This is a genomic window from Rhizobium sp. P1_C7 (genome assembly GCF_056406295.1).
In genome coordinates this window covers 203,888-229,342 of the sequence record NZ_JBFUAL010000009.1, presented here as the reverse complement: position 1 = coordinate 229,342, position 25,455 = coordinate 203,888, and the positions used below count along the sequence as shown (strand labels likewise).

Annotated in this window: 23 protein-coding genes and 1 other RNA gene; 19 read left to right on the top strand and 5 right to left on the bottom strand. The window is 61.1% G+C overall.

The genetic code is table 11. The annotated features are described in order from the left end of the window. The first annotated feature begins 28 nt into the window (after positions 1–28). Positions 29–1,420 carry a serine hydrolase domain-containing protein gene (locus AC1D2R_RS16570; RefSeq protein WP_477968445.1) on the top strand — a complete coding sequence of 464 codons (1,392 nt, stop codon included), beginning with the start codon at positions 29–31 and terminating at the stop codon, positions 1,418–1,420. Here AC1D2R_RS16570 and AC1D2R_RS16565 read toward each other — a convergent pair whose 3' ends face one another. From AC1D2R_RS16565 to AC1D2R_RS16550, 4 genes are all read right to left on the bottom strand, one after another. After that, positions 1,421–2,317: a transglycosylase SLT domain-containing protein gene (locus tag AC1D2R_RS16565; RefSeq protein ID WP_477968443.1), complete on the bottom strand. Its 897-nt coding sequence runs from the start codon at positions 2,315–2,317 to the stop codon at positions 1,421–1,423. 114 nt (positions 2,318–2,431) lie between these two features. Next, a complete protein-coding gene (locus AC1D2R_RS16560; protein WP_477968441.1) occupies positions 2,432–3,067 on the bottom strand; it encodes a LysE family translocator in 636 nt (211 codons plus the stop codon). A gap of 58 nt (positions 3,068–3,125) precedes the next feature. Next, positions 3,126–4,337, bottom strand: a complete 1,212-nt coding sequence (locus AC1D2R_RS16555; protein ID WP_477968439.1) for a pyrophosphate--fructose-6-phosphate 1-phosphotransferase — start codon at positions 4,335–4,337, stop codon at positions 3,126–3,128. Between the two features lie 89 nt (positions 4,338–4,426). Next, complete coding sequence (locus AC1D2R_RS16550; RefSeq protein ID WP_477968437.1) at positions 4,427–5,302, bottom strand: DMT family transporter; 876 nt, start codon at positions 5,300–5,302, stop codon at positions 4,427–4,429. Between the two features lie 225 nt (positions 5,303–5,527). Between AC1D2R_RS16550 and AC1D2R_RS16545 the strand changes: the two genes are divergently transcribed. The 6 genes from AC1D2R_RS16545 to rnpB all read left to right on the top strand — a co-directional run bounded on the left by AC1D2R_RS16545 (position 5,528) and on the right by rnpB (position 10,718). Then, the gene (locus tag AC1D2R_RS16545) at positions 5,528–6,235 is read left to right on the top strand and encodes a TerB family tellurite resistance protein (RefSeq protein ID WP_477968435.1); all 708 of its coding nucleotides are present in this window, start codon (positions 5,528–5,530) and stop codon (positions 6,233–6,235) included. Further along, on the top strand, positions 6,232–6,996 hold the full coding sequence (locus AC1D2R_RS16540) for an N-acetylmuramoyl-L-alanine amidase (protein WP_477968433.1): 765 nt from the start codon (positions 6,232–6,234) through the stop codon (positions 6,994–6,996). The genes AC1D2R_RS16545 and AC1D2R_RS16540 overlap by 4 nt, the downstream gene beginning before the upstream one ends. Before the next feature lie 261 nt (positions 6,997–7,257). Beyond that, the gene (locus tag AC1D2R_RS16535; protein ID WP_477968431.1) at positions 7,258–7,779 is read left to right on the top strand and encodes a lytic transglycosylase domain-containing protein; all 522 of its coding nucleotides are present in this window, start codon (positions 7,258–7,260) and stop codon (positions 7,777–7,779) included. Positions 7,780–7,878: 99 nt separating this feature from the next. Continuing rightward, positions 7,879–9,066: an NAD(P)/FAD-dependent oxidoreductase gene (locus tag AC1D2R_RS16530; RefSeq protein ID WP_477968429.1), complete on the top strand. Its 1,188-nt coding sequence runs from the start codon at positions 7,879–7,881 to the stop codon at positions 9,064–9,066. Positions 9,067–9,076: 10 nt separating this feature from the next. Then, complete coding sequence (locus AC1D2R_RS16525) at positions 9,077–10,267, top strand: NAD(P)/FAD-dependent oxidoreductase (RefSeq protein ID WP_477968428.1); 1,191 nt, start codon at positions 9,077–9,079, stop codon at positions 10,265–10,267. Between the two features lie 55 nt (positions 10,268–10,322). Next, positions 10,323–10,718, top strand: an RNA gene (gene rnpB, locus AC1D2R_RS16520) — RNase P RNA component class A. 47 nt (positions 10,719–10,765) lie between these two features. Here the strand turns inward: rnpB and AC1D2R_RS16515 are convergent. Continuing rightward, positions 10,766–10,960 (bottom strand): hypothetical protein, encoded by a 195-nt coding sequence (locus AC1D2R_RS16515; protein ID WP_477968426.1) that lies wholly within the window; start codon positions 10,958–10,960, stop codon positions 10,766–10,768. 675 nt (positions 10,961–11,635) lie between these two features. On the opposite strand from AC1D2R_RS16515, the gene mraZ reads away from it, so the two are divergent. The 12 genes from mraZ to murB all read left to right on the top strand — a co-directional run bounded on the left by mraZ (position 11,636) and on the right by murB (position 25,452). Beyond that, a complete protein-coding gene (gene mraZ, locus AC1D2R_RS16510) occupies positions 11,636–12,076 on the top strand; it encodes a division/cell wall cluster transcriptional repressor MraZ (RefSeq protein ID WP_477968424.1) in 441 nt (146 codons plus the stop codon). Between the two features lie 14 nt (positions 12,077–12,090). After that, on the top strand, positions 12,091–13,116 hold the full coding sequence (rsmH, locus tag AC1D2R_RS16505) for a 16S rRNA (cytosine(1402)-N(4))-methyltransferase RsmH (RefSeq protein ID WP_477968422.1): 1,026 nt from the start codon (positions 12,091–12,093) through the stop codon (positions 13,114–13,116). 1 nt (position 13,117) lies between these two features. Continuing rightward, complete coding sequence (ftsL, locus tag AC1D2R_RS16500; RefSeq protein ID WP_477968420.1) at positions 13,118–13,528, top strand: cell division protein FtsL; 411 nt, start codon at positions 13,118–13,120, stop codon at positions 13,526–13,528. Positions 13,529–13,530: 2 nt separating this feature from the next. Beyond that, complete coding sequence (locus AC1D2R_RS16495; protein ID WP_477968418.1) at positions 13,531–15,282, top strand: peptidoglycan D,D-transpeptidase FtsI family protein; 1,752 nt, start codon at positions 13,531–13,533, stop codon at positions 15,280–15,282. 67 nt (positions 15,283–15,349) lie between these two features. Then, positions 15,350–16,810, top strand: a complete 1,461-nt coding sequence (locus AC1D2R_RS16490) for a UDP-N-acetylmuramoyl-L-alanyl-D-glutamate--2,6-diaminopimelate ligase (RefSeq protein ID WP_477968557.1) — start codon at positions 15,350–15,352, stop codon at positions 16,808–16,810. Then, entirely contained in the window at positions 16,807–18,240 is a 1,434-nt protein-coding gene (locus AC1D2R_RS16485) for a UDP-N-acetylmuramoylalanyl-D-glutamyl-2,6-diaminopimelate--D-alanyl-D-alanine ligase (RefSeq protein ID WP_477968416.1), read from the top strand. The genes AC1D2R_RS16490 and AC1D2R_RS16485 overlap by 4 nt, the downstream gene beginning before the upstream one ends. A gap of 22 nt (positions 18,241–18,262) precedes the next feature. After that, positions 18,263–19,363, top strand: a complete 1,101-nt coding sequence (gene mraY / locus AC1D2R_RS16480; RefSeq protein ID WP_477968414.1) for a phospho-N-acetylmuramoyl-pentapeptide-transferase — start codon at positions 18,263–18,265, stop codon at positions 19,361–19,363. 7 nt (positions 19,364–19,370) lie between these two features. After that, the gene (murD, locus tag AC1D2R_RS16475; RefSeq protein ID WP_477968412.1) at positions 19,371–20,783 is read left to right on the top strand and encodes a UDP-N-acetylmuramoyl-L-alanine--D-glutamate ligase; all 1,413 of its coding nucleotides are present in this window, start codon (positions 19,371–19,373) and stop codon (positions 20,781–20,783) included. Between the two features lies 1 nt (position 20,784). After that, positions 20,785–21,939 carry a putative lipid II flippase FtsW gene (gene ftsW, locus AC1D2R_RS16470; protein WP_477968410.1) on the top strand — a complete coding sequence of 385 codons (1,155 nt, stop codon included), beginning with the start codon at positions 20,785–20,787 and terminating at the stop codon, positions 21,937–21,939. Positions 21,940–21,944: 5 nt separating this feature from the next. Further along, positions 21,945–23,069 (top strand): undecaprenyldiphospho-muramoylpentapeptide beta-N-acetylglucosaminyltransferase, encoded by a 1,125-nt coding sequence (gene murG, locus AC1D2R_RS16465; protein WP_477968408.1) that lies wholly within the window; start codon positions 21,945–21,947, stop codon positions 23,067–23,069. After that, complete coding sequence (gene murC / locus AC1D2R_RS16460; RefSeq protein WP_477968406.1) at positions 23,066–24,481, top strand: UDP-N-acetylmuramate--L-alanine ligase; 1,416 nt, start codon at positions 23,066–23,068, stop codon at positions 24,479–24,481. Before murG ends, murC begins: the two co-directional genes overlap by 4 nt. Beyond that, positions 24,478–25,452: a UDP-N-acetylmuramate dehydrogenase gene (murB, locus tag AC1D2R_RS16455; protein ID WP_477968404.1), complete on the top strand. Its 975-nt coding sequence runs from the start codon at positions 24,478–24,480 to the stop codon at positions 25,450–25,452. Before murC ends, murB begins: the two co-directional genes overlap by 4 nt. Positions 25,453–25,455 lie beyond the last annotated feature (3 nt).

Sequence of the window (25,455 nt, the reverse complement as noted above, 5' to 3'; positions counted from 1 at the left end):
TTTTCTTCGCCCCGATGGAGGAGCACATATGCGACGTGTTCGGCCTATCCTGAAGACACTGGCCGCTCTGCTCGGCGTCGTCGCCGTTGTCGGCGCCGGGTGGTTGTACGTCAGACCGCCGGAGCTTCTGCTCGTTGGCGATGGCTATGCAGCCAAGATCGTGTGCTCCAACGTCTTCCTGGCGGGGCGCGATCCGGACATGGTGCTGTCGAAGGATGTTCAGGCGCCGGGCAATCCGCTGTTGCGACTGGTACGGATCGATGTCGACCGAGGGGAAAAGCGGGTCACGGCCCGGATCCTCGGACTGTTTGCCCCCAACCATGCGATCTATCGCGAGCGCCTTGGATGCACGGCCGTTCCCGACGGCAATTTCGACGCTGCGCGACGTGCCGTGCCTGACGAACCGGCAGCCGCCGCCCTCCCGGACAATGCAATCCGGGTGGCGGCGGACGGTGTTAAAAGCGCCAGGGACGAGCGGATTGCTGCCCTTCTGGCGAGGAGGGATCTGGCTGGCAAGAACATGCGCGCGGCCGTTGTCGTTCATGACGGGCATATCATCGCGGAAGCCTACGGCACGGGATTTGGACCAGGCACGCCGTTGATCGGGTGGTCGATGACCAAGACGGTGAACGCCGCGATCCTTGGGCGATTGATGATGGAGGGCAAGATCAGGCTCGACGATGCCGCGCTGTTCCCGCAGTGGAGGAACGACAGGCGCGCGCAGATCAAACTCAGGGATCTCCTGGGGATGGAAAGCGGGCTGGCGTTCAACGAAGACTATGGAACCGTGGCCGACGTCACTCGCATGCTATATCTCGATCCCGACCAGACGGCGCTTCCGGCAAGTTTGCCGATGCTGACCGACCCCGGAAAAAGCTTCAACTATTCCAGCGGTACCTCGGTGCTGATCTCCAGGATTTGGATGGATCGGATCGGCGACGAACAGACGGCGCTGGCCTATCCGCGGCGGGCTCTGTTCGGCCCTCTCGGCATGGCGAGCGCGGTGCTGGAAGTTGATGCGCGCGGCACGTTTGTCGGCAGTTCATACCTTTACGCGACTGCCCGGGATTGGGCGCGCTTCGGCCAGTTCCTGCTTCAGGACGGCGTCTGGAACGGACAGCGGCTGTTGCCCGAAGGCTTCGTCGGCATGATGCGGACGCCGACACTGACGTCGAACGGAGCGTATACGCGCTTGCAGGCCTGGCTGAGGCCCCCAGGCAGCGGCACAGGCTGCGATTGCCTGCTTCCGGCAGATACGTTCTGGTTGGAGGGGCATGACGGGCAGAGCATGGCGATCGTTCCGTCAGCCAATCTGGTCGTCGTCAGGCTGGGGCTGACGCCCAGCTGGCTCAAATACAGGCCGCAGGCGCTCGTGAGGGACGTTCTGGCCGCCCTGCCGGCCGGCAATCAGCAGCCGTGATCAGTAATTGCCGTGCGCGATGTTCGTCATGCCCTTGCGCTTTGCGTCATAGTAATAGCCGCGGGCATAGAGACGGACCGCGTCGTCCTCGCTGTTGTCAGAGACGAGCCAGGCCCCACGCAGATACTTTGCCGCGTACTTGATATTGGTTTCGGCGTCGAAAAGGCCCTCGGGCCGGCCGTCGTAGCCCATGGATTTCGCGGTGTTGTACTTGATCTGCATGAGCCCGAAGTAGCCGCGCTTGTTGTAGGCCTTCGGATTGTAACGGCTTTCGCGATGCACGACGCGGTGAAGCAGCGATGCAGGAACCTTGTAGATCGCGGAATACTTGTCGATGATCTTGGTGATGGCGCTCTTCTCAACCGTCGGCGCGCCGTCGTCGTCATTGTCGCCGAACATCGGCGGCGCGGCGGGGGGATCCATCGGGCCCGACGTGTCAAAGCCGTAGTCCATCATCGGGCGTGGGGCGGTGTCGATCGCCGAAAGCGCTGCAACCGCTCCGGTCTGCGGGGTCGCGGCAAAGGCGAGCTGCGTCGAGGGCGTTCCCGGGCGCGGCGTCGGTACGACCGATTGGATGGCGGTCATCTCGGGCGTCAGCGGAATTTGAGCCATGGCGGTTTGCTGGGTTGGATCGGTTGCCGGCATGGCTGCCGTGGCGATCGACGGTGCCGTCTGATCGGCGCCGGCAATCATGGCTGTCAAAGCTGTGCCTTCGCCCGCCGGAATTGCCGCGAACATGGCATCTTCACCGGGCCTCGGCGTCGGAACGACGCGCTGTTCCGCAGTCAGTTCCGCCTGGGAGGTGTATTCGACGCTGGAGCATCCAGCGGCCACGCCGCACAGCATCGTAGATACGATGAGACTGCGTTTAAGGCCGGAAAATCCGATCGCTACCATACTCTCACTCTCGTGAAACGCGCCGCCCCGGCAGCGTTGGATATTAACAAGAACCTTAAGCCCTGTTTCGCCAATTAACCTATTCGTTGCTTTGCGGCAACCCGCCGAGAATATTTACGCGGCAATCCGGCGGTAGCCGGCGGTCACCGCACCTGCAGCGATCAGCAACGTGCCTCCTGTGCGATTGACCGCGCGCTGCACGCTCGCCTTGCGAATCAGGCCACGCGCCGCATGTGCCGCAAGCGCATAGGTGGAGGCATTGATGGTTGCGAGAACCAGGAAAGTCGCCTCCATGACCAGCATCTGGCCGAAGAAGGGGAGGGCAGGATTGAGGAATTGCGGTACGAAGGCCACGAAGAAAATAATGCTCTTGGGATTGAGCGCCGTCACGACATAAGCATGAAGGAAGATCTTCAGCGACTTCTCTTCCGGCAGGTTGTCGTTATCGGCCATGGGCCCCTCAACGATCGGCGCGCGCCAGAGCTTTATCCCAAGCCAAATAAGATAGGCGCCGCCGATCCACTTGAGAACGGTGAAGAGTGCCGCCGATGCCGCAAGAACGGCACCGAGCCCGAACAGCGAAGCCGTCATTGCGGTGAAATCGCCAAGTGCCACACCGGTCACCGTCGCGAAGGCGGCTTTGCGACCATGACCGAGCGCATAGGAAACGACGAGGAGAATCGTCGGCCCCGGTATGGCCAGCATAATGGCGGATGCAGCAGCGAAAGCGAACCAGGCTTCGAGCGACATGAGATCTCCTCCTCTTCACTAGAAAGCAAGCAAAGACACCATATCGGCCTTGCGTCAATCATGCTTCCTTGTATTTTTGCCCGATCGTATTCATCACTTCGCCGAACCACTTCACCGACGTGTCGAAAGGCTTGCCGCCCTTGATCCGCGGGAATTCGATCGTGCGCAGCTTGCCGTTCTGAGCTTCGTCGTGGCCGGTGACGCCCGAAACCTTGTTGAGCGCGCTTTCGACGGCAAGGTCGGTCATGCTCTGGATCAGCCGCAGGTCGTCGATATTGGCGGGCGCGGACCTGGCAAAGTAGCCGGATTTCTGCACGAGCGAACGTTCGGCATTGAGGAGGCTGGCGAACTGTTTCTGGAACCAGCCGCCGACATTGATGGTGTCGATCTTGACGTGACCGAAAGCATCGCGCTTGACGGTCTCCCCTGCCGCTTCACGCTCGGCGACGATCGCATCCAGGCATGCACCTTCCGAGACGAAGACCGTGGCATGCCCCGTGCGGTCCATGATCTCTTTCAGGCGTGCCGCCTCAGCCTCCAGGTCGAAGGCGATTTCCGGCAGATAGACGGCGTCGATGCCCTTCATCTGCGCGTTGGTCATCAGCCCGTCGACATATTCGTTGTTCCTCGTGCGCTGCAGATAGGCGCGCGCGGTCGCTGCCGTCAGCCAGCCGCAATGGCGTCCCATCACTTCATGAATGATCAGCGTACGGGGAGCTGCCGTCTGCTCGTTGCCGACATTGTCGAAGAAGTGCGCGCCGACTTCGGCCGCCGTCCACGCGCCGAGTGACTGGCGGATCGGAACGACGTCGTTGTCGACCGTCTTGGGCAGTCCGACGACAGTCAGATTGTAGCCGTTTGCCGCGAGATAGGCCGCAAGGTCTGCTGCCGTCGTATTGGTGTCGTCGCCGCCGATGGTGTGAAGGATGGTGATGCCGTCGCTCGCAAGGCGCTCGGCTGCAACGCGCAGCGGGTTCTCGCCCTCCTTGACCAGGCCGCGCTTCACGCAGTCGGCGGCATTGGTGAGCTTGACGCGGCTGTTGCCGATCGGGGAGCCGCCGTAGCGATGCAGCAACGGAGCCTTTTCCCGCATATCCGTCGTGATCTTGACGCTGTCGCCGAGCAGCACGCCCTGATAGCCCGAACGGTAGGCGATGAGCTCGATGTCAGGCGCCACGTCGCTATAGCGTTCGATGAGGCCGCCGACCGCTGAAGACAGACAGGGGGCAAGGCCTCCGGCCGTGAGCATTGCGACTTTCTGTTTGGCCATGATCCCTCCGCTTTGGTGTCTGCGCTGTTTGCGTGATGCTTAGCTAGCGCATGGATGCGGCAGACAAGGAGGCCTGTAAAGTGTTGTTTCTATGAAAATCGCGCCTTTCGTCCAAGCCAAACCACGAAGGCGACGAGAAGCGCGAATATAATCGTTTCAAGCCCGAGTTGCTCCTTGAGGAGGGTTGTGGAAATCGCGAGCGTGACGAACGTCTGCAGCAACTGGACCTGCGCCACGCGGGCAATTCCGCCGATCGCGAGGCCGGCGTTCCAGAACACGAAGCCGCCGAACATCGACATCAGGCTGAGGTAGGCAAGCGCTCCATATTCTCCGGCGCCGGGCGAATGGATGCCCGACGGCGCGACGATGACGGTGCCGATGAGCGACAGGGGGAATGTGACAACAAGAGCCCAGGATATCGCTTCCCACCCCGACAGATGGCGGGAGAGGCGGGCAAGAAGGACATAACCGAGCGCCGCCGAAACAGCTGCTGCGAGAAGCCAGAGATCACCGGCGGCAAGCTGGAAGCCGCTGCCACGAACGGAAAAGACAATCACGAGCAATGCGCCGGCGACGCCGCATGCCCAGAAGAGGGGACCTGGCCGTTCGCCATCGATGAGCGCGGCGAAGATCGAGGTCAGCAGCGGGAGCACACCGAGAACGACGCCGCCGTGGCTCGCCGGTATTGTCTGCATGGCGATCGACGAAAAGGCCGGAAAGCCGAAGACCACGCCGATGCCGGCACCCAAGAGTGCGGGGAAATGCGTCTTGGGAAACGGACGGCGGAAAATTGCCAGTGCGATCATGGCAACGACGGAAGCGATGGCGGCGCGGCATAGCGTCACGAAGTAGGGCGAAAAGCCCTGGAGCGCGATATGCGTCATCGGCAGCGTCGCACCGAAAATGAGGACCCCGATGAAGCCCAAAGCGAGCCCAAGGATCTGCGGTCTGTCGGCGAATGGCATGGAATCTCTCACGAAACGAATGGCGGAAGCGCTGACATCACCGCGCCGCGCTGTCCAATTCATTCGCCTGATGCGATGCCACGCAAACGCGATGGATGCGCCGGTTCCAATGCGACAATGACCGAAATGTGAAAGGTGTTTTCAAAGCTACGACCAATCGTTATCTTGCAAAGGCAAACTTTATTTGTTCAAGGTGTTTTTCCTTTTGATGCGCGAGAGACCTTGATGTCCTTCTGGGAAAAACTGCTGAATGCCATTGGCAACACCGCGGGAAACGCTCTTTCCGCCGTGGTCGAGGCGATCCGCACGGTTTTCGAAGGCGATCCCGAGACACGTCGCAAGGTCGCCTTCTCTGTCGCGATCATCGCGCTTTCCGCAAAGATGGCGAAGGCAGACGGTATCGTCAGCGAGAAGGAAGTCGAAGCCTTCCGCGAAATCTTCGAGTTTCCGCCCGATCAGGCCCGCAATGTTGCGCGCCTTTACAATCTGGCACGCCAGGATGTGGCCGGCTACGAAGCCTATGCGGAGAAGCTGTCGACGCTGTGCGTGACGTGCGCGGCCAATTGCCCGGTGCTCGAAGAGGTTCTCGACGGGCTGTTCCATATCGCCAAGGCGGACGGGCTTATTCACGAGAAGGAAATGGTCTTCCTGACGCATGTGGCGGAGATCTTCCACATGAGCGAGGAGCGCTTCGAGCGGATTGCCGCGCGTCATGTTTCAGTGGGCCGCGATCCCTACAAGGTGCTCGGCGTTTTGCCCTCGGACGATTTCACGACCATACGGCGCCGCTATCACGGCCTTGTCAGCGAGCATCATCCCGACCGGCTGGTTTCGCGCGGCGTGCCCGCTGAATTCCATGCGATTGCCAACGAGCGGATGGCAGCACTTAACGCCGCCTACGAAGCGATCGAGAAGGAACGCCGCGCCGCATGACCTCGTTCGAGGCCGACTACAGGAAAGCGGTCGTGCGGTCGTCGCCGAACCAGGGGGAACGCGTGGGCGGGCGCAAGCCCGATATGATCCTCCTTCACTATACCGGGATGCCGACGCCCGAGGGGGCCCTGGAATGGCTCTGTCGTGACGAGAGCCAGGTCTCCAGCCACTATTTTGTGCACGAGAGCGGCGACGTCGTTCAACTCGTTGCCGAGGAGCGTCGCGCCTGGCACGCGGGAAAAAGCATCTGGCATGGAGAGAGCGACATCAATTCGCTTTCGATCGGTATCGAGATTGCCAATGCCGGCCACCCCGGCGGATTGCCGCAATACCCAAAGGCGCAGACCGAAGCCGTGATCGAATTGTGTCGCGATTGCGGCAAACGTTGGTCGATCGCGCCGGAACGCGTGCTTGGTCACTCCGATGTTGCACCCCGCCGCAAGCTCGATCCGGGCGAAAGATTTCCCTGGAATGACCTCTATGAGGCGGGTATTGGCCATTGGGTCGAGCCTACGCCGATTACCGGTGGACGATTTTTCCAACGCGGGGATCAGGGCCAGCCGGTCGAGGCGCTGCAGTCGATGCTCTCGCTCTATGGCTACGGAACGGAAATTACTGGCGAATTCTCTGACAAGATGGCAGGGGAGCTGGAGGCGTTCCAGCGTCATTTCCGTCCTGAAAAGGTCGATGGGATCGCCGATTTTTCGACGATCGACACCCTTCATCGCCTGCTTGCGACGCTCCCGCGATACGCGTCATAAGGCGGATCTCGCGGTCGGCAACGAATCCCCAGATTTTTGGCGTTTGCTGCGCTGCCACATGATTTCCCTATTATCTCCTCATTGCGATGGTCTAACCCCGGTCGCTGAACGGCGCCAGTTGCTTTGTTTGGGGTAATGGACTGGCGTCAATTGAAACAAAAAAGAATGTCTGTCGTGATCTTTTGTATTCACGCTGATTTTTGCTGGGCCTTTACTTATTTTCGCACCCAGTAATTCTTTTGGTCGGAGTAATTAGACTGAATGAGAAAGATTATTTCTGCTGTGGTGTGCGTGGGCACACTGCTGATGGGATTCAATTGCGCCTTTGCGGGCGAAGCGGGCAATGAGCCGGAAAAGACCGTTCCTCTGAAGACGGTCGATCGCACCAGCGGCTTTGCAATGCCGGTTATCACAACCTCGCAATACTCCGCCATCATCATAAAATACGCCAACGAGTATAATGTTCCCATCGAGCTCGCTCATGCGGTCGTTCGCGTCGAAAGCAACTTCAATCCCAATGCGCGCGGCAGTGCTGGCGAAGTTGGCCTTATGCAGATCAAGCCGGCAACTGCCCGGATGATGGGCTATTCCGGTACCCGCCAGGGCCTGTTCGATCCTGAGACGAACATCAAATACGGCATGAAATACCTTGCTGCGGCGCATGAGCTCGGCGGCGGCGAAACCTGCGGGACCATCTTGAAGTACAACGCAGGGCATGCAGCAACCCGGATGAACCCGGTCTCCAAGGCCTATTGCGGTAAAGTGCTGGCAATGCTCGACTGATTGCCACTAAGTGCTTGTTCTCAAATGTCCTGGAATGTGCACTTAACAATATGATTCAACTTGGCGATCATGCTATCTGGCTTCGAAACGAGGTGAGATATGGCAGTCGATTTCAAGGTGATCGTGATCGGGCGCGGAATGATGGGCGCGGCTGCGGCCCGCCACCTTTCCGCGATGATCGAAGGTGTAGCACTGATCGGTCCGCGTGAACCGGCCGAGCGCAAAAGCCACCATGGCGTATTCGCGAGCCACTATGACGAGGCTCGCATTACGCGAACATTCGACGACAATGTGGTCTGGGCAACACTGGCTGCCCGCTCACTGGATCGATACGCCGAGATCGAGGCGAAGAGCGGCATCTCCTTCTTCACGGAGGCAGGATGCCTGTTCGCCGGCCCGCCTCCGCAATCCGGACAATGCTATCTCGGACGTGCACTGAATATCGCCGCAACGCTGAATGTCGGCGTTGAAACGCTGGAGCCATACGCGTTGCGCGAACGGTTTCCGCAGTTTTCTCTCAACGGATCCTTCAAGGGTTATTTCGAGGAACGCCGAGCCGGCCACGTCAACCCCCGCGCCTTGGTGCTGGCCCAGGTGGCGCTCGCCGAGACCGGCGGCGTTACGGTCCTCGATGCGACCGTCACCGGGGTGAGAGATGCGGGTGCTCATGTCGAGGTAAGCGTTGAAGGCAGGGTCTACACCGCCGAGCGAGTGCTGGTCGCCGCAGGCGGGTTCACGAACTTCAATGGGCTTCTTCCCTCGCCGGTCGACATTCGCGTGGCGGCCCGCACGGTTGTTTTCTACGAGCTCGGTGAGCGCGAAATGGCGCTGTTTGCCGATATGCCGGCGAGCATCGTCTTCGGCGACCGGGACGAGGATCACGTCTACATCCTGCCGCCCGTGCTTTATCCCGATGGAAAAACGTACCTCAAGCTTGGCGGAGACACCGAGGTTGGCGTTTTCGACAGGCTGGAGGATGCAGGCGCCTGGTTCCGGTCGGATGGCGATCCCACCGAGCGCGATCAGCTTGTGACCATTGCCTCCGCACTGATGCCGGCGCTTTCTGGATGCCCGGTTACCGCGGCGCCTTGCGTCGCGACCTTCACGCAGACTGCCTATCCCTACGCAGGCTTTACCGATTCGCCGCGCATCGCGGTGTTGACCGGCGGCAACTTCGTCGCCGCGAAGTCTTCTGACGAACTCGGCCGTCTCGGTGCCGTCGTGATGACGCAAGGCTGGCTCGGCGAAGAGGATTTTGGCCGGGAACTGACGCCGGTTTTCCGATGAGGGTCAAGCAGTGAACAGGGATTTCAAATACATCGTGGTCGGCAGAGGCCTTATGGGTGCTGCGGCTGCAAGGCATCTGGCGCGCGAGACGGATGGCGTTGCGGTGATCGGGCCGGACGAGCCGGTCGACAAGAAGACCCATACGGGCGTTTTCGCCAGCCATTATGACGAGGGTCGCATCACGCGAACAATCGACCCCGATCGTGACTGGGCGCTGCTCGCCAATCGATCGATCGCCCGCTATCGCGAGATCGAGCAAGAGAGCGGCATTTCATTCTACACGTCAGCGGGTTGCCTTGTCGTCGGGCCGGCGCGAGGAGGCGCGGACGATTATGTCGAGCGGACCGTAAACGCTGCCGCATCGCTCGGAGCCGATTCGGCGCTTGTTGACGATGCGGACTTGAAGCGCCGGTTCCCCTACTTCTCTTTTCCCGCGGGCAGCGAAGGTGTCCATGAGGCGACCGGTGCCGGCTATATCAGCCCCCGCAATCTCGTGCGGGCGCAATCATCGGCAGCCGAGAAAGCCGGAGCCGCGATCATCGGCGATGTGGCCGTGTCCATCCGCGAGGAAAGCGGCGTCGTGGCCGTCGAGACAGCGAGCGGCAGCACCTATCGGGGCGAGAAGGTGTTGCTTGCCGCGGGTGGTTTTTCCATTGCGGAGAATCTGCTGCCGCAGCCTGTCGACATGACGGTCTATGCCCGGACGGTCGCCTTTTACGAGGTCGGGGAAGAGACGGCTGAGGCTTTTGCCGGAATGCCATCGTTGATCGTACAAGGGTCGGGCGGGGTCGACGGCATCTATATGCTGCCTCCGATCCGCTATCCCGACGGCAGGCTGTACATGAAGATCGGTGGCGATCCGGATGATGTGAGGCTCGCCAGCGAGCCGGAATTGCGGTGCTGGTTCAGGGCGGACGGGCGACAGGCGGCTCAAGAACACCTGACCCGATTGATGTCGCGCCTGGTCCTTGGGCTGCGGCCGCTTTCGACCTCGAGCGGTTCATGCGTGGTCTCGTTTTCGCCGAGCGGTTATCCGATGGTCGGATATACGTCTTCTCCTCGCATTGCCGTGCTCACCGGCGGCTGCGGTACCGCTGCCAAGAGTTCCGACGAGATCGGGCGGCTTGGTGCAGAGCTGATGCTCGCAGGTCGAATCAAGGAACAGGACTACGCGACGGATTTCAAACCTTATTTCCGTTAGCGGCGATCACATATTTCGATGGTATTCGTCGGCGCTCTCGGTTAATGGAGCCATGCCAGTTGGCCGGGCAGCCGCGCTTTACCAATGCCGAAAGGCGGTAGGGTGAGGAAAGTCCGGGCTCCACGGAAACACGGTGCCGGATAACGTCCGGCGAGGGCGACCTCAGGGAAAGTGCCACAGAAAGCAAACCGCCTGCCTCGGCAGGTAAGGGTGAAAGGGTGGGGTAAGAGCCCACCGCATCTCCGGCAACGGCGATGGCAAGGTAAACCCCACCGGGAGCAAGACCGAATAGGGATGACGTGGGTGGCGCAAGCCATCCGGCCGGTTTCCAGGTCAGTCATCCGGGTGGGTTGCGTGAGGCAGCGCGCGAGCGCTGTCCCAGAGGAATGGCTGCCACGTTCCGGTTTCGGCCGGAGCCATACAGAACCCGGCTTACAGGCCAACTGGCGACTATCTCCATGCGAGCGGCGCGGCCTTGGCTAAACTGCACGCGCTGTCTCAGTGCGAGGTGCGCGGCTCTGCCATGCACTCGTCGCAAACCGTGGTGCTGGACGACAGAACGGACCAGCGCTTGAAGACCGCCCCGCAGGTGAGGCACCGTATGTCTGCCGTCATCCCCTTTTGAGCGGCTGACAGTCCGCTGTCCTGAATTTTTCTGCCGTACAGTATTCCCTTCAACGTGAAGCTCGACATCGTGGACCCCATATCCCGTTAGTGTTCGACCGGAATATGGCTTCGATTCTATATATTTCAATTAGCTAAAATACGCTGTTTGAATGCTCAGCCCATCCGAAAGGGTTCGTCGCGGCTCATCCAAACGGGGAATGTCTTTTCCAGACGATTTTCACAGTGCAGATGATCTCTACGGGATCGCCCAAATGATGGCCCGAACGCGCGACGGGTATGTGACCCGCATTGTCATTCCAGGCCAGTGTTTCGGATCGGGTTCTTGACCGCTGGACGGGCCGGCGGACGTCAATCTGAAGGCGGAGCAGCGTTTAGCCTGATGGTTTCATGTCGTTTATCACGGATGCCGACGTGTTTTCGGATGCCGGCGAGAGCGGACATGTGCCATGCGGGCGCCGGCGATCCTAACTCTTTGTTAAACTTAACAGCTTATAAATTTCCGATACTGCGCTCATCGTGAGACGGGCGTTTCCCATTGACGCCCATATGGTCCCATGCTATCCCATTCATGCACTGCGCAAGGGCAATCAGGTGCCCACCCATCGCAAAGTAAGAGCGTCTTCCTTCTTGGAGGCGTCGAATGGAATTTGCTTCATTCGGCTTGCGAAGCTGTGTCTGAATTTCAGGGTTCCGGGCATTCGATTTTCGCCGGGGCTCTTTCGGGAACGGATGTTTCGTGTCATGAGCCGCTTCCTTTCAAATGCGACCAACCGGATCGATTCCAAGGGCAGGGTTTCCGTGCCGGCGGCATTTCGTTCCGTGCTGGCGCAGCGCAATGTTCAGGAGTTGTATTGCTTCCAGGACTTTGTGTTTCCGGCGATCAGCATCGGCGGCTTGGATCTTCTCGAAAGGTTCGAACGGCAGATTGCTGCGGCAGATCCGTTTTCGCCGGATGCGAACGAGATGTCGCTCCTCATTCACGGGGGCGGCGTCTTCATGAAGCTCGACGCCGAGGGGCGGCTGATGGTCACGGATTTCATTCGCGACTTCACCGGAATCTTGGACGAGGTGACCTTCGTCGGTCGGGCGGATCATTTTCAGCTGTGGCAGCCGCAGGCATTTCAGGCAGCGCAGATGCAGGCACGAGGGGAACGCAGGCTGGCGGGCAGGCGTTCCGAATAGAACGAGGGAACGGAATGGTGGCGAATCCTGGCGGAGGTTCAACTGATGCCGGTGGCGGACCGGTCCGCCACATTCCGGTTCTTCTCCATGAGGTCCTTGCGGCACTTGAGCCGTCTGCGGGCAAGATCGTCCTCGACGGTACCTTCGGCGCCGGCGGCTATACGTCGGCCATTCTCGCAGCTGGTGCCGACGTGATTGCGCTCGACCGCGATCCGACGGCAATCGAAGCCGGTCAGGATCTGGTTGCGGCCCACGGGGGCCACCTCACGCTTGTGCATTCCCAGTTTTCCAGTTTGGCCGATCATGCGCCGGCTGGTGGTCTTGATGGCGTCGTTCTCGATATCGGCGTGTCGTCGATGCAGATCGACGAGGCCGAGCGCGGCTTCTCCTTTCAGAAGAACGGTCCGCTTGATATGCGCATGTCCGCCGCAGGCGTTTCTGCCGCAGACGTGATCAATCGCGCCAAGGTCGCCGAGCTTATCCGTATCTTTCACTATCTGGGTGAAGAAAGCCAAGCGCCGCGCATCGCGCATGCGATCGAAAAGCGCCGCGCCGAAAAACCGTTCGAGACGACGCGTGACCTTGCCGGACTGATCGAGATCGTGACCCCACGCAAGATGAAGGACAAGATCCATCCTGCAACGCGGGTTTTCCAGGCGTTGCGTATTTTCGTCAACGACGAACTGGGCGAGCTGGCACAGGCTCTGTTTGCCGCCGAACGCGCGCTGAAGCCGGGCGGCCGGCTTGTCGTCGTGACGTTTCATTCCCTGGAAGACCGTATCGTCAAGACGTTCTTTTCCGATCGCGCCGGCAAGGCTGTCGGTTCGCGCCACCTGCCTGTTGCGCATGAGCGTGCCGCCACCTTCGAGCGGCTCGGCAAGCCGATGATTTCTGCCAGCGAAGCCGAAGCCGAAGCAAATCCGCGGGCGCGTTCGGCGAAACTGCGCGCCGGTTTGAGAACTCACGCTCCCGTTGAGCCCGCGGATCTATCGATCTTCGGGCTGCCAAATCTTGCAAGTCTCGGAAAGCTCGGAGCCTGATATGCTGAGAACCTTCGACCTCGTGCTTGTGGGTGTCATGACTGCCGCTGCGGCTGTCACCTACACGATCAAGCATCGTGCCGAGCTGAAGCTGGAAGAGGTTCATCGCCTCGAGGCCGAGATAAAACTGGAAAAAGATACCATCGACCTTTTGAAAGCCGACTGGGCATTGCAGTCGCAGCCGAACCGGCTCGAGCGGCTCGTCAACAACTACAATGGCGAGCTTCAATTGCAGCCGACGTCGTCGACCTCGCTGGTTCATGCCAGGGAACTGCCGATGTTGAAGTCGCAGGTTCCCGTGCCCGATGTTACCGTGGCGAAAGCGGGGAGTGGTGCGAAGACCAAGCCGAAGGCTGCCTCAGCTGCACCTGCGGCTGATGAAGACGACATGGCAACGGGATCTGTGGAGTAGAGATGTCGTTTCTTTCACGCATCATGGTTTCGAAGAGCCAGGCACATTTTTCTTCCGGCGTGTACAATCGTTTCGGCGGCCCGTCGGGCAACTCGCCCATCGAGGGCTCGCGAAAGAAGCGGGCGGGTCAGGCAACGAGCCGCGTCGGCCTTTTGATCGTCGGATTCGTCAGCGTCTACTGCGTGATCGCAGGCCGTCTCGTCGAATATGCGGTCCGCGATCCGGATGTCGTTTCCAGCATCTTGCCGGCTGACAGGCTGATGGCGTCGCGTCCCGACATTCTCGATCGGAACGGCGAAGTGCTGGCAACCGACATCCGTACCGTTTCTCTCTTCGCCGAGCCGAACAAGGTCGTCGATGCCGATGAAGCTGTTGAAAGGCTGACCACGGTTTTGCCCGACCTCGACATGAAGGGCACCTACAAGAAGCTCGCAAACCGGACCTCCCACTTTGCGTGGCTGCGCCGCCAGTTGACGCCGAAGCAGCAGAGCCAGATCCTGGCACTCGGCATTCCCGGCATCGGTTTCCGGCCCGAGAAGCGCCGTTTCTATCCCGGCGGCGCGACCGCCGCGCACATCCTGGGCTACGTCAACATCGACAACCGCGGCGTTGCCGGCATGGAGAAGTATATCGACGACCAGGGGCTCGCCGATCTTGCCTCCGTCGGCATGACCAGCGACCAGCCGCTGGAGCCGGTGCGGCTGTCGGTCGATATCCGCGTCCAGAACATCGTTCGCGACGTCGTGGCCAATGCGGTGACGAATTATGAAGCCAAGGGGGCCGGCGCGGTTGTGCTGGACATTCATACAGGCGAGGTGCTGGCGATGGCGTCGGCGCCTGATTTCGACCCCAACAATCCCCTGGAAGGCGCCAAGGAAGGCTGGCTGAACCGCATGTCGAACGGTACGTTCGAGATGGGTTCCACCTTCAAGACGTTCTCGCTGGCGATGGCGCTCGATACCGGCAAGGTCAAGCTCAGCGACAGCTTCGATGCGACCCAGCCGATCCATATCGGCGGCTTCACCATTCACGATTTCCACGGCCAGCGCCGCTGGCTGACGCTGCCGGAAGTGTTCCAGTATTCTTCGAACGTCGGTACGGCCCGCATCATCGATATCGTCGGCATGGAGGCGCAGAAGGATTACCTGACCAAGCTCGGCCTGCTGACAAAGATGCAGACGGAGCTTCCGGAAGTGAAGATGCCGAGCCAGCCGAAAGTCTGGAAGAAGATCAACTCGGTGACCATCTCGTTCGGCCACGGTGTCTCCACGACGCCGCTGCAGACGGCGGTGGCCGGTGCTGCGCTCGTCAACGGTGGCAAACTCATCGAGCCGACCTTCCTGCCACGCTCGCGCGCACAAGCCGACGATGTCGCCGAGCTCGTCGTCAAGAAGAGCACGAGCGACGACGTGCGCTATCTGTTCAAGCTGAACGGCATCAAGGGGTCCGGCCGCAACGCCGATGTGCCCGGGTTCCACGTCGGCGGCAAGACCGGTACTGCCGACAAGGTCGTCAACGGACGCTATGCCTCGAACCTGAACTTCAATGCCTTCCTGGCTGCATTTCCGATTGACGATCCGAAATACGTGGTGCTCACCTTCTGCGACGAGCCGCACAACGGTGAGAAGGGCCAGAATATCGCGGCCTACACGGCAGCGCCGATGGTCAAGAACATCATCGCCCGCGCAGCGCCAATCCTCGGTGTGGAACCTAAGTTCGGTGACGACGGATCGGCCATGTTGGTGTCTTATTGAGTCTGAATGAATGTCGAGGCCGATTCGCCATGGGGGCGCGGTGGCTCGAGAGAGAAATATGCGTTCGATGAAATTGCGAGACATCGCCGGAAATGCGTTTCCGGAACTCAAGGCACAGATGGATGGGCCGGTAGGCGGACTGGAGATTTCCGGCCTTTCTTCCGACAGCAGGAAGATTGCGCCCGGCATGGCGTTCGTGGCCGTCGCCGGCACGAAGGCCGATGGTGCCGGCTTCGTGGCAGACGCTGCGGCAAAGGGTGCGACCGTTGCCGTTGCCGCGCATGCCGTGGATGCTTCCATTCCTGTTCTTGTGGTCAACGAGCCGCGCCGTTTCCTGTCGATCGTCGCTTCACGCCTTTCCGGCAAGCAGCCGGAAACGATGGTTGCCGTCACCGGTACCGCCGGCAAGACATCCGTTGCCTCCTTCACCCGGCAGATCTGGGCCCACGCCGGTCATCCGGCGGCGATGATCGGTACGACAGGCGTCGTCTCGCCGACCCGCAACGAATATGGCTCCCTGACGACGCCAGATCCTGTTTCCCTGCATGCGCTTCTGGCCGAGCTTGCGGACGAGGGTGTCACGCACGCGTCGATGGAGGCTTCCAGCCATGGTCTCGACCAGTGCCGGCTCGATGGCGTCAAGCTCGCGGCCGCCGCCTTCACCAATCTCGGCCGCGACCACATGGACTATCATCCGACCATCGAAAGCTACATGGCCGCGAAAATGCGGCTTTTCGATACGCTGCTGCCGAAGGGATCGCCTGCCGTGATCTTTGCGGATGATCCGTGGTCGGATCAGGCGATCAAGGCTGCGCGTGGTGCAGGCCATGATGTCCGCACAGTCGGGCGCAAGGGTGACTATCTGACTTTGAAGCGTGTCGAGCACTTCCGACACAAGCAGGTTGCCGAAGTTCACTCTGCTGGCGAGATCTTCGAGGTCGATATTCCGCTTGCGGGCGATTTCCAGGTTGCGAACGCGCTGGTGGCCGCCGGACTTGCCATGTCGACCGGGGTTTCGGCCAAGGTTGCCATGGCGGCGTTGGAGAAGCTTCAGGGCGCCTCCGGCCGCCTCGAACTCGTCGGCCATACCAAGGATGGCGCGCTGGCTTATGTCGACTATGCACACAAGCCCGATGCGCTCGCCAATGTGCTGGAATCCGTGCGCCCCTTCACCACCGGCCGGGTGATCGTGGTCTTCGGTTGCGGTGGCGACCGCGACCGCGGCAAGCGTCCCATCATGGGCGAGATCGCCTGCCGGCTGGCGGATGTGGTGATCGTGACCGACGACAATCCGCGTTCCGAAGAGCCGGTGTCGATCCGCGCCGAGATCATGGCGGCGGCAGGCTGCGCGTCTGAAATCGGCGATCGCGCCAAGGCGATCCGCGAGGCGGTCGCGATGCTGGCATCAGGCGATACGCTGATCGTTGCCGGCAAGGGGCACGAGGAAGGGCAGACGATCGGGAGTGTGACCCTGCCTTTTTCGGATCACGCCGAATTGCGCAAGGCTTTGGAGGAGCTGAAATCGTGAACTGGCTTTGGACGACGGAAGACATGATCGCCGCCATGGCGGGCCGGCCGTTCGGCACGCTGCCTGACGGAATCACCGGTATTTCGATCGACAGCCGCTCCATCGGTCCGGGCGAGGTCTTCTTCGCGATCAAGGGCGATCGCGTCGACGGTCATGACTTCGCGTCGATGGCGATGGCCAACGGGGCAGCTCTTCTGGTCGTCAGTGAATCTCGTCTTCCCGCCATGGGACGGCTGACGGTTCCGATGATCGTCGTCGACGACGTGCTGGCCGCGCTCGGCAGGCTAGGGTTGGCCGCACGGGCGCGTTCGCGCGCTCAGATCATCGCCGTGACGGGTTCGGTCGGAAAGACGACCACCAAGGAAATGCTGCGGCGCATGCTGTCGCCGTCCGGCAAGGTGCATGCCTCGGTCGCGTCCTTCAACAATCACTGGGGTGTGCCGCTGACGCTCGCGCGCATGCCGCTCGACACGTATTTCGGTGTTTTCGAAGTGGGCATGAACCATCCGGACGAAATTCGACCGCTGGTCAAGATGATCGAGCCGCATGTTGCGGTCGTCACCACCGTCGCGCCTGCACACCTCGGCAATTTCAAGAGCATCAAGGAAATCGCCACGGCGAAGGCAGAGATTTTCGAAGGCGTGGTGCCCGGCGGGCATGTCGTGCTCAACCGCGACAACGACCAATTCAATTTCCTGGACCGAACTGCGCAATCGTTCGCAATCCAGCATATTCACTCGTTTGGCCAGCATGCGAAGGCGGAGTACCGCCTTGCGGAGTTCAACGGATCGGACCAAAGCTCGACGCTGTGGATCACCATCGACGGCGAGACCAAGGAAGTCGCGATCGGCGCGCCCGGCCGTCATATCGCCGAGAATGCACTCGCCGCGCTCGGTGTCGTGAAGATCGTCGGCGCCGACATGGAACAGGCGATCGCAGCGCTTGCGACGCTGCAGCCGGAAAAGGGCAGGGGCCGCCGTCACAAGCTTTCGATCGCACGCGGGGCCTTTACCGTGGTCGATGAGAGCTACAACGCCAACCCGGCGTCCATGCGGGCGGCGATCGCTGTTCTGGCGAGCGCGGTACCGACCGGATCCGGCCGGCGCGTCGCCGTTCTCGGCGACATGCTGGAGATGGGCGATTACTCGCACAGGGTCCATTCGGATCTCGCCGGACCGATCTTGGCGGCCGGCATCGAACATGTCTGGCTTGCCGGCCCCGAGATGATCGCACTCAAGGGTTCGCTTCCCGAGAGCGTGCATGTCGAGCACCGCGAGACGACGGAAGAACTTATCGAATTCGTATTGAACTCGGTCGCCGCTGGCGACGTGCTGATGGTAAAGTCGTCATTGGGCCTCGGTTTCGGCAAGATCGTTGCCGCGCTCCTTGACAAATTCCCACCATTTGCCGACACGCAACGCGAATTTTGACCGCGTAAACAAGGGGCCCTGAATGCTGATTTGGCTAGTCGAACTGTCGGAACACCTGAAGTTTCTGAATCTCTTCAGGTACATTACTTTCCGCACGGGCGCCTCCCTGTTCACCTCCGCGCTGATCGTTTTCCTGTTCGGGCCGATGATCATCAACTCGCTGCGCATTCGCCAGGGCAGGGGTCAGCCGATCCGCGCCGACGGACCGCAGACGCACTTCAAGAAGGCCGGGACGCCGACCATGGGCGGGCTGATGATCCTGGCCGGCATCGTGGGCTCGTCGCTGCTCTGGGCCGATCTTTCCAACGTCTATGTCGTGGCGACGTTGCTCGTGACCCTCGGCTTCGGGGCAATCGGCTTTTATGACGACTATCTGAAGGTCAGCAAGCAGAGTCACAAGGGCTTCTCCGGCAAGGCCCGCCTCGCCATCGAGTTCGTGATCGCCGGCATCGCGGTGTTTTTCATGATGCGCGCGGCACTTGCCTCCGGTGCTGCCGGTTCGACGTTCGGGTCGTCGGTCGCGTTTCCGTTCGTCAAGGACTTCATGCTCAATCTTGGCATCATGTTCGTCGTATTCGGCGGTTTCGTCATCGTCAGCGCCGGCAATGCGGTCAACCTGACGGATGGCCTCGATGGTCTTGCTATCGTGCCTGTCATGATCGCTGCGGCCTCGTTCGGTGTGATCGCCTACCTGGCGGGCAACGCGGTTTTTGCAAATTACCTGCAGATCAACTTCGTGCCTGGTACGGGCGAACTCTCTGTCGTGCTTGGCGCCGTCATCGGTGCGGGTCTCGGTTTCCTGTGGTTCAATGCGCCGCCGGCGGCTATCTTCATGGGTGACACCGGTTCGCTGGCGCTCGGTGGTACGATCGGCACGGTTGCCGTTGCCACCAAGCACGAGATCGTCATGGCCATCATCGGCGGTCTGTTCGTCATGGAAACGCTGTCGGTGATCATCCAGGTCGGATTTTTCAAGCTCACCGGTCGCCGCGTCTTCCTGATGGCGCCGATCCATCACCATTTCGAGAAGAAGGGTTGGACGGAAAGCCAGGTCGTGATCCGGTTCTGGATCATCGCCGTCGGCCTGGCTCTGCTCGGCCTTTCAACCCTGAAGCTGCGGTGAGACAGTCATGATCCCGGTCACGACGCTTGCAGGAAAGAAGGTGGCGCTCTTTGGGCTTGGCGGTTCGGGCTTTGCCACGGCGCGCGCGCTGATCCTGGGCGGCGCCGATGTCACGGCCTGGGACGACAATCCTGACAGTGTCACAAAGGCGGCCGCCGAGGGAATCCACACGGCCGATCTGAGGACCGTCGATTGGGGCGTCCACTCTCTCCTCGTGCTTTCCCCGGGCGTGCCTCTCACCCATCCGAAGCCGCATTGGACGGTCGAACTGGCGCGTGCCGCAGGCATTGACATCGTCGGCGACGTGGAGCTTTTCGTTCGCGAGCGCCGGGCGCACGCGCCTGATTGCGCCTTCATCGCGATTACCGGCACCAACGGCAAATCGACGACGACGGCGCTGATTGCCCATATCCTGAAGTCGAGCGGGCGAGACACCCAGCTGGGCGGCAATATCGGCACGGCGGTTTTGACGCTGGAGCCGCCGAAGGCGGGGCGTTTTTATGTTGTCGAATGCTCGTCGTATCAGATCGATCTTGCGCCTACGCTCGATCCGTCCGCGGGCATTCTGCTCAATCTGACGCCGGATCATCTCGATCGGCACGGGACGATGCAGCATTATGCCGACGTCAAGGAGCGGCTGGTTGCTGGCAGCGCCGTTGCCGTCATCGGTGTCGACGACAGCCATTGCGAGATGATTGCCGATCGCGTCGAGCGGGCCGGCGGTAAAGTCACGCGCATTTCCACGCGTCATCCGCTTGCCAACGGCATCTATGCGGAAGGGACGAAGCTCGTTCAGGCATCGGAAGGCGCGGCCTTGCCGATCGTGGATCTCGACGGCATCCAGACGCTGCGCGGCAGTCACAATGCGCAGAACGCTGCTGCGGCCGTCGCCGCGTGCCTTGCGGTCGGTGTCGCAGTTGACGACATCCGCGCCGGTCTTGCCTCCTTTCCCGGTCTCAAGCACCGCATGCAACCGGTCGGGCGTCACGGCAACGTCGTTTTCGTCAACGATTCGAAGGCGACCAATGCCGATGCGGCAGCGCCCGCGCTGTCGAGTTATGAGCGGATCTACTGGATTGCAGGCGGCTTGCCGAAGGCGGGCGGCATCTCGACGCTGACGCCGTTCTTCCCGCGTATCGCCAAAGCCTACCTGATCGGCGAGGCGGCAGCCGAATTTGCTGCTACGCTTGGCGGTTCGGTAACCTACGAGATTTCCGGGACATTGGAACGGGCTGTCGCGCATGCGGCTGCGGATGCAGAAAAGAATGAAAGCGGCCCTTCTGCCGTTTTGCTTTCCCCAGCTTGCGCAAGCTTCGACCAATATAAGAATTTTGAAGTCAGGGGCGATGCATTTGTCAGCCATGTGGCAGCGCTAGACGGAATCACCATGCTGATCAGTTCGGCAACAGGAGATAAATGACATGGTAAGCCGCGCGGAACGTGGGCCTCTGGCCGATTGGTTTTGGACGATCGACCGCTTTTTTCTGGCGATGTTCATCTTCCTGATGGGGATCGGCTTCATGCTATCGTTTGCCGCGTCGCCCGCGGTTGCAGAGCGTATCGGGCTGGAGCCGTTCCACTTCGTCAAGCGCCATGCGGCGTTCATGATCCCGTCGATCTCCGTCATGATCGGGCTATCGTTCCTGACGCCGCGGCAGGTGCGCCGAACGGCGATCCTTCTCCTGATCGTCGCCCTGGCAATGATGCTTTTGGCGCTGTTCTTCGGCGTCGAGGTCAAGGGATCGCGGCGCTGGGTCACGCTCGCCGGCATTTCCATCCAGCCCTCGGAGTTCATGAAGCCTGCCTTCGTCGTCGTTTGCGCCTGGCTCTTTGCCGAGCATGCGCGGCAGCCGGAAATTCCGGGCAATCTTTTCGCCATCATTCTCTTCGGCATCGTCGCAGCTCTTCTCGTGGCACAGCCCGACCTCGGTCAGACGATCCTGACAACGGCCGTGTGGGGCGGCATGTTCTTCATGGCCGGCATGCCGTGGCTGTGGATCATTGTCCTCGGAGCGCTCGGCGCCGGCGGTCTTGTCAGCGCCTACTACATCTTCCCGCACGTGGCATTGCGTATCGACAAGTTCATGACCGGGGAAGGCGATACCTTCCAGATCGATACCGCCCGCGAGGCCATCATTCGCGGCGACTGGTTCGGCCAGGGGCCGGGTGAGGGGATCGTCAAGCGCATCATTCCGGACGCGCATACCGATTTCATCTTCTCGGTTGCAGCCGAGGAGTTCGGCGTCGTCTTCTGCATGGCGCTGGTCGCGCTCTTCTCCGTTCTCGTGCTGCGTGGGCTCTCACATGCCTACAAGGAGCGGAACGACTTCAACCGTTTTGCCGTTGCTGGCCTCGTGCTGCAGATCGGCATACAGTCGATCATCAATGTGGGCGTCAACCTCGAACTGTTGCCGGCGAAGGGCATGACCCTGCCGCTGATTTCCTATGGCGGTTCGTCGATGGTGGCCATCTGCGTCACGGCCGGGTTCATTCTCGCCCTGACGCGTCACAGGCCGGAGAAGCGCGCGCAGGACCGGAGCCTGTTCCGTGTCGCGCATGGCATGCCGGCGGAGTAAGGTTTATGAACAAAGGCATCGTCCTGCTCGCCGCCGGCGGAACCGGCGGCCATGTGTTTCCGGCGGAGGCCCTGGCCTACAAGCTGAAGGAGCGCGGCTATTCCGTGCACCTCGTGACCGACAGCCGGGCGGAGCGCTATGCGGGTAAATTCCCGGCCGACGAGATCCATGTCGTGCCTTCCGCGACAATCGCCTCGAAGAATCCCGTCGCGGTGGCGCGCTCGCTGTGGACGCTCTGGAGGGGTATGCGCGCCGCGAAAAAACTGATTGCGCGGCTGAAGCCGGTGGTGGTTGTGGGCTTCGGGGGGTATCCGACCGTGCCGCCCTTGCTTGCTGCAACGCGACTTGGCGTGCCTGCGATGATCCACGAACAGAACGCGGTGATGGGACGCGCCAACAAGGCGCTGGCGAGCCGCGTGCAGGCGATAGCGGGCGGCTTCCTGCCGGAGGACGGCGGTGCGTTTGCCGATAAGACCGTGACGACAGGCAATCCGGTTCGCCCAGCGATCATCGCGGCTGCGAACACGCCCTATACGCCCTCGCATGCCGGCGAACCGTTCAATCTGGTCGTCTTCGGCGGAAGCCAGGGCGCGCAGTTTTTCTCCAAGGCAATGCCGACGGCGATAAGCCTGCTCGACGACGCCCTGCGTTCGCGGCTGCGCATCACGCAGCAGGTTCGCCCGGAAGATATGGAGATGGTCGGCGATTGCGTCGCCAGGCTCGATATGGGCGCAGATATCGCGCCATTCTTCACCGACATGGCAGAACGCCTTGCCAGGGCGCATCTCGTCATCTGCCGCTCCGGGGCGTCCACCGTTTCGGAAATCTCGGTGATCGGACGACCGGCGATCCTCGTGCCCTATCCGCATGCGCTGGACCATGATCAGGCGGCGAACGCGGCCGCGCTGGCGGCGACCGGCGGCGCCAAGGTGATCGCCCAGGCCGAACTCTCCTCCGAGAAGATCGCGGCGATCCTGACCAAGGTGATGAACGACCCGGAAAAGCTCGCCCGGATGGCGGCTGCCGCCAGGCAGGCGGGAAAACCGGACGCTGCGAACTTGCTTGCCGACATGGTTGAGGCTATTGCGGCCCGACGTACAATTGCAGAGTTCAAGGGGAAACGCGCATGAAAATGCCGAAGGCCATCGGCCTCGTCCATTTCATCGGTATCGGCGGCATCGGCATGAGCGGCATCGCCGAGGTATTGCACAACCTCGGCCATCGCGTCCAGGGATCGGATCAGGCCGACAGTGCCAACGTCCAGCGCCTGCGCGACAAGGGCATCGAGGTCTTCGTCGGGCACACGGCGGAAAACCTGGGTGACGCCGAAGTCGTCGTCGTTTCGACCGCGATCAAGAAGAGCAATCCGGAGCTTGTCGCTGCGCGCGAGAAGCTCCTGCCGGTGGTGCGCCGCGCCGAAATGCTGGCCGAGCTGATGCGCTTCCGCAACGCGATCGCGATCGGCGGCACGCATGGCAAGACGACGACCACGTCGCTCGTGGCGACGCTCCTGGAAGCCGGCGGCCTGGATCCGACCGTCATCAACGGCGGCATCATCAATGCCTACGGCACCAATGCACGCATGGGCGCGGGCGAGTGGATGGTGGTCGAAGCCGACGAGTCTGACGGCACCTTCCTCAAGCTTCCGGCCGATGTCGCTGTCATTACGAACATCGACCCCGAGCACCTCGATCACTACGGCAACTTCGATGCCGTGCGTGCGGCATTCCGCCAGTTCGTCGAGAACGTGCCGTTTTATGGTTTCGGCGTCCTGTGCCTCGACCATCCGGAAGTGCAGGCGCTGGTCGGCCGCATCGAGGACCGCAAGATCGTTACCTACGGCGAAAACCCGCAGGCCGACGTCCGCTTCATGAACGTCCGCATCGACGGTCCGCGTTCGATCTTCGACGTCGAGATCCGCCGCCGCCGGACCGGCCAGGTCATCAAACTTGACAACCTCGTGATGCCGATGCCCGGCCGCCACAATATTTCCAACGCGACCGCGGCTATCGCCGTTGCCAACCGTCTGGGCATGTCGAACGAAGATATCGCAAAGGGACTCGCGTCGTTCGGTGGCGTCAAGCGCCGCTTCACGCTGACCGGCGAATGGAACGGCGTGCAGGTTTTCGACGACTACGGCCATCACCCCGTGGAAATCAAGGCGGTGCTGAGGGCCGCGCGCGAGGCTTGCAAGGGCCGCGTGATCGCCGTCCACCAGCCGCATCGCTACTCGCGGCTTGCCAGTTTGTTTGAGGAATTCTCCTCCTGTTTCAACGATGCCGACAGCATCTTCCTGGCGCCCGTCTATGCCGCAGGGGAAGATCCGATCGAGGGCATCGACACCGAGGCGCTGGTTTCGCGCATCAAATCGGGCGGTCACCGTGACGCGCGCTTCCTGCCTTCATCCGAGTTTTTGCCTGAAATGGTCGCCGAGATTGCAAAGCCTGGCGATTTTGTGGTTCTGTTGGGGGCTGGGAGTATCACATACTGGGCGGCAGCACTGCCCAAGCAACTGGAAAGCCTTTCGGGAATATCTGCATGAAACAGGTCAATGGGGAAAAGCTTCTTGCGTCGCTTGGCGACGGTGTCGCGGACATACGCGGGAGGATCACGCCGGATGCGCCGATGGATCGCGTCACGTGGTTCCATGCCGGCGGCCTGGCGGAGCTTATGTTCCAGCCGCACGACGAAGATGACCTCATAGCCTTCCTGAAGCTGCTTCCGGAGGATGTCCCGCTCACGATCGTTGGCGTGGGTTCGAACATCCTGGTGCGCGATGGCGGCATTCCCGGCGTTGTCCTGCGTCTTTCGGCAAAGGGCTTCGGTTCGGTCGAGCTTGCCGGTGAAAACCGCATTCGCGCGGGCGCAATCTGCCCGGACAAGCATGTCGCCGCGATGGCGATGGACAACGGCATCGGCGGCTTTCACTTCTACTACGGCATCCCCGGCAGCATCGGTGGTGCGGCGCGGATGAATGCGGGCGCCAATGGTGCCGAGACGCGCGAGCGCGTCATCGAGGTCAACGCCGTCGATCGCAAGGGTCGCAGACACGTGCTTTCGAATGCCGATATGGGTTACGCCTATCGCCATTCGTCCGCTGCGAGCGACCTGATCTTCACCTCCGTGCTTTTCGAGGGATATACAGAGGACCGTGCGAAGATTCGCGCCGACATGGATGCCGTGCGCAATCATCGCGAGACAGTGCAGCCGATCCGTGAGAAGACCGGGGGCTCGACCTTCAAGAATCCCGACGGTCATTCGGCCTGGAAGCTGATCGACGAGGCAGGCGGCCGTGGTCTGGTGATCGGCGGCGCGCAGATGTCCTCGCTACACTGCAACTTCATGATCAATACCGGACAGGCAACCGGCTACGATCTGGAATATCTCGGCGAGCAGGTTCGTGGCCTCGTCTTCGAGAATTCCGGCATCAAGCTTGAATGGGAGATCAAGCGGCTTGGCATCTTCATGCCGGGACGCGAGGTGCGTCCGTTCCAGGGCTTGACCACGCAGTAGTTC

What these genes read in the sequence shown, in the direction of transcription:
- AC1D2R_RS16545 (WP_477968435.1), top strand. Translation starts at nt 5,528, where the DNA reads ATGTCCTTCTGGGAAAAACTGCTGAATGCCATTGGCAACACCGCGGGA.
- AC1D2R_RS16515 (WP_477968426.1), bottom strand. Translation starts at nt 10,960, where the DNA reads ATGTCGAGCTTCACGTTGAAGGGAATACTGTACGGCAGAAAAATTCAG.
- mraY (WP_477968414.1), top strand. Translation starts at nt 18,263, where the DNA reads ATGCTGATTTGGCTAGTCGAACTGTCGGAACACCTGAAGTTTCTGAAT.
- murB (WP_477968404.1), top strand. Translation starts at nt 24,478, where the DNA reads ATGAAACAGGTCAATGGGGAAAAGCTTCTTGCGTCGCTTGGCGACGGT.
- murC (WP_477968406.1), top strand. Translation starts at nt 23,066, where the DNA reads ATGAAAATGCCGAAGGCCATCGGCCTCGTCCATTTCATCGGTATCGGC.
- rsmH (WP_477968422.1), top strand. Translation starts at nt 12,091, where the DNA reads ATGGTGGCGAATCCTGGCGGAGGTTCAACTGATGCCGGTGGCGGACCG.
- AC1D2R_RS16530 (WP_477968429.1), top strand. Translation starts at nt 7,879, where the DNA reads ATGGCAGTCGATTTCAAGGTGATCGTGATCGGGCGCGGAATGATGGGC.
- AC1D2R_RS16535 (WP_477968431.1), top strand. Translation starts at nt 7,258, where the DNA reads ATGAGAAAGATTATTTCTGCTGTGGTGTGCGTGGGCACACTGCTGATG.
- ftsL (WP_477968420.1), top strand. Translation starts at nt 13,118, where the DNA reads ATGCTGAGAACCTTCGACCTCGTGCTTGTGGGTGTCATGACTGCCGCT.
- AC1D2R_RS16560 (WP_477968441.1), bottom strand. Translation starts at nt 3,067, where the DNA reads ATGTCGCTCGAAGCCTGGTTCGCTTTCGCTGCTGCATCCGCCATTATG.
- mraZ (WP_477968424.1), top strand. Translation starts at nt 11,636, where the DNA reads ATGAGCCGCTTCCTTTCAAATGCGACCAACCGGATCGATTCCAAGGGC.
- ftsW (WP_477968410.1), top strand. Translation starts at nt 20,785, where the DNA reads ATGGTAAGCCGCGCGGAACGTGGGCCTCTGGCCGATTGGTTTTGGACG.
- AC1D2R_RS16565 (WP_477968443.1), bottom strand. Translation starts at nt 2,317, where the DNA reads ATGGTAGCGATCGGATTTTCCGGCCTTAAACGCAGTCTCATCGTATCT.
- AC1D2R_RS16495 (WP_477968418.1), top strand. Translation starts at nt 13,531, where the DNA reads ATGTCGTTTCTTTCACGCATCATGGTTTCGAAGAGCCAGGCACATTTT.
- murG (WP_477968408.1), top strand. Translation starts at nt 21,945, where the DNA reads ATGAACAAAGGCATCGTCCTGCTCGCCGCCGGCGGAACCGGCGGCCAT.
- AC1D2R_RS16550 (WP_477968437.1), bottom strand. Translation starts at nt 5,302, where the DNA reads ATGCCATTCGCCGACAGACCGCAGATCCTTGGGCTCGCTTTGGGCTTC.
- AC1D2R_RS16570 (WP_477968445.1), top strand. Translation starts at nt 29, where the DNA reads ATGCGACGTGTTCGGCCTATCCTGAAGACACTGGCCGCTCTGCTCGGC.
- murD (WP_477968412.1), top strand. Translation starts at nt 19,371, where the DNA reads ATGATCCCGGTCACGACGCTTGCAGGAAAGAAGGTGGCGCTCTTTGGG.
- AC1D2R_RS16540 (WP_477968433.1), top strand. Translation starts at nt 6,232, where the DNA reads ATGACCTCGTTCGAGGCCGACTACAGGAAAGCGGTCGTGCGGTCGTCG.
- AC1D2R_RS16555 (WP_477968439.1), bottom strand. Translation starts at nt 4,337, where the DNA reads ATGGCCAAACAGAAAGTCGCAATGCTCACGGCCGGAGGCCTTGCCCCC.
- AC1D2R_RS16490 (WP_477968557.1), top strand. Translation starts at nt 15,350, where the DNA reads ATGAAATTGCGAGACATCGCCGGAAATGCGTTTCCGGAACTCAAGGCA.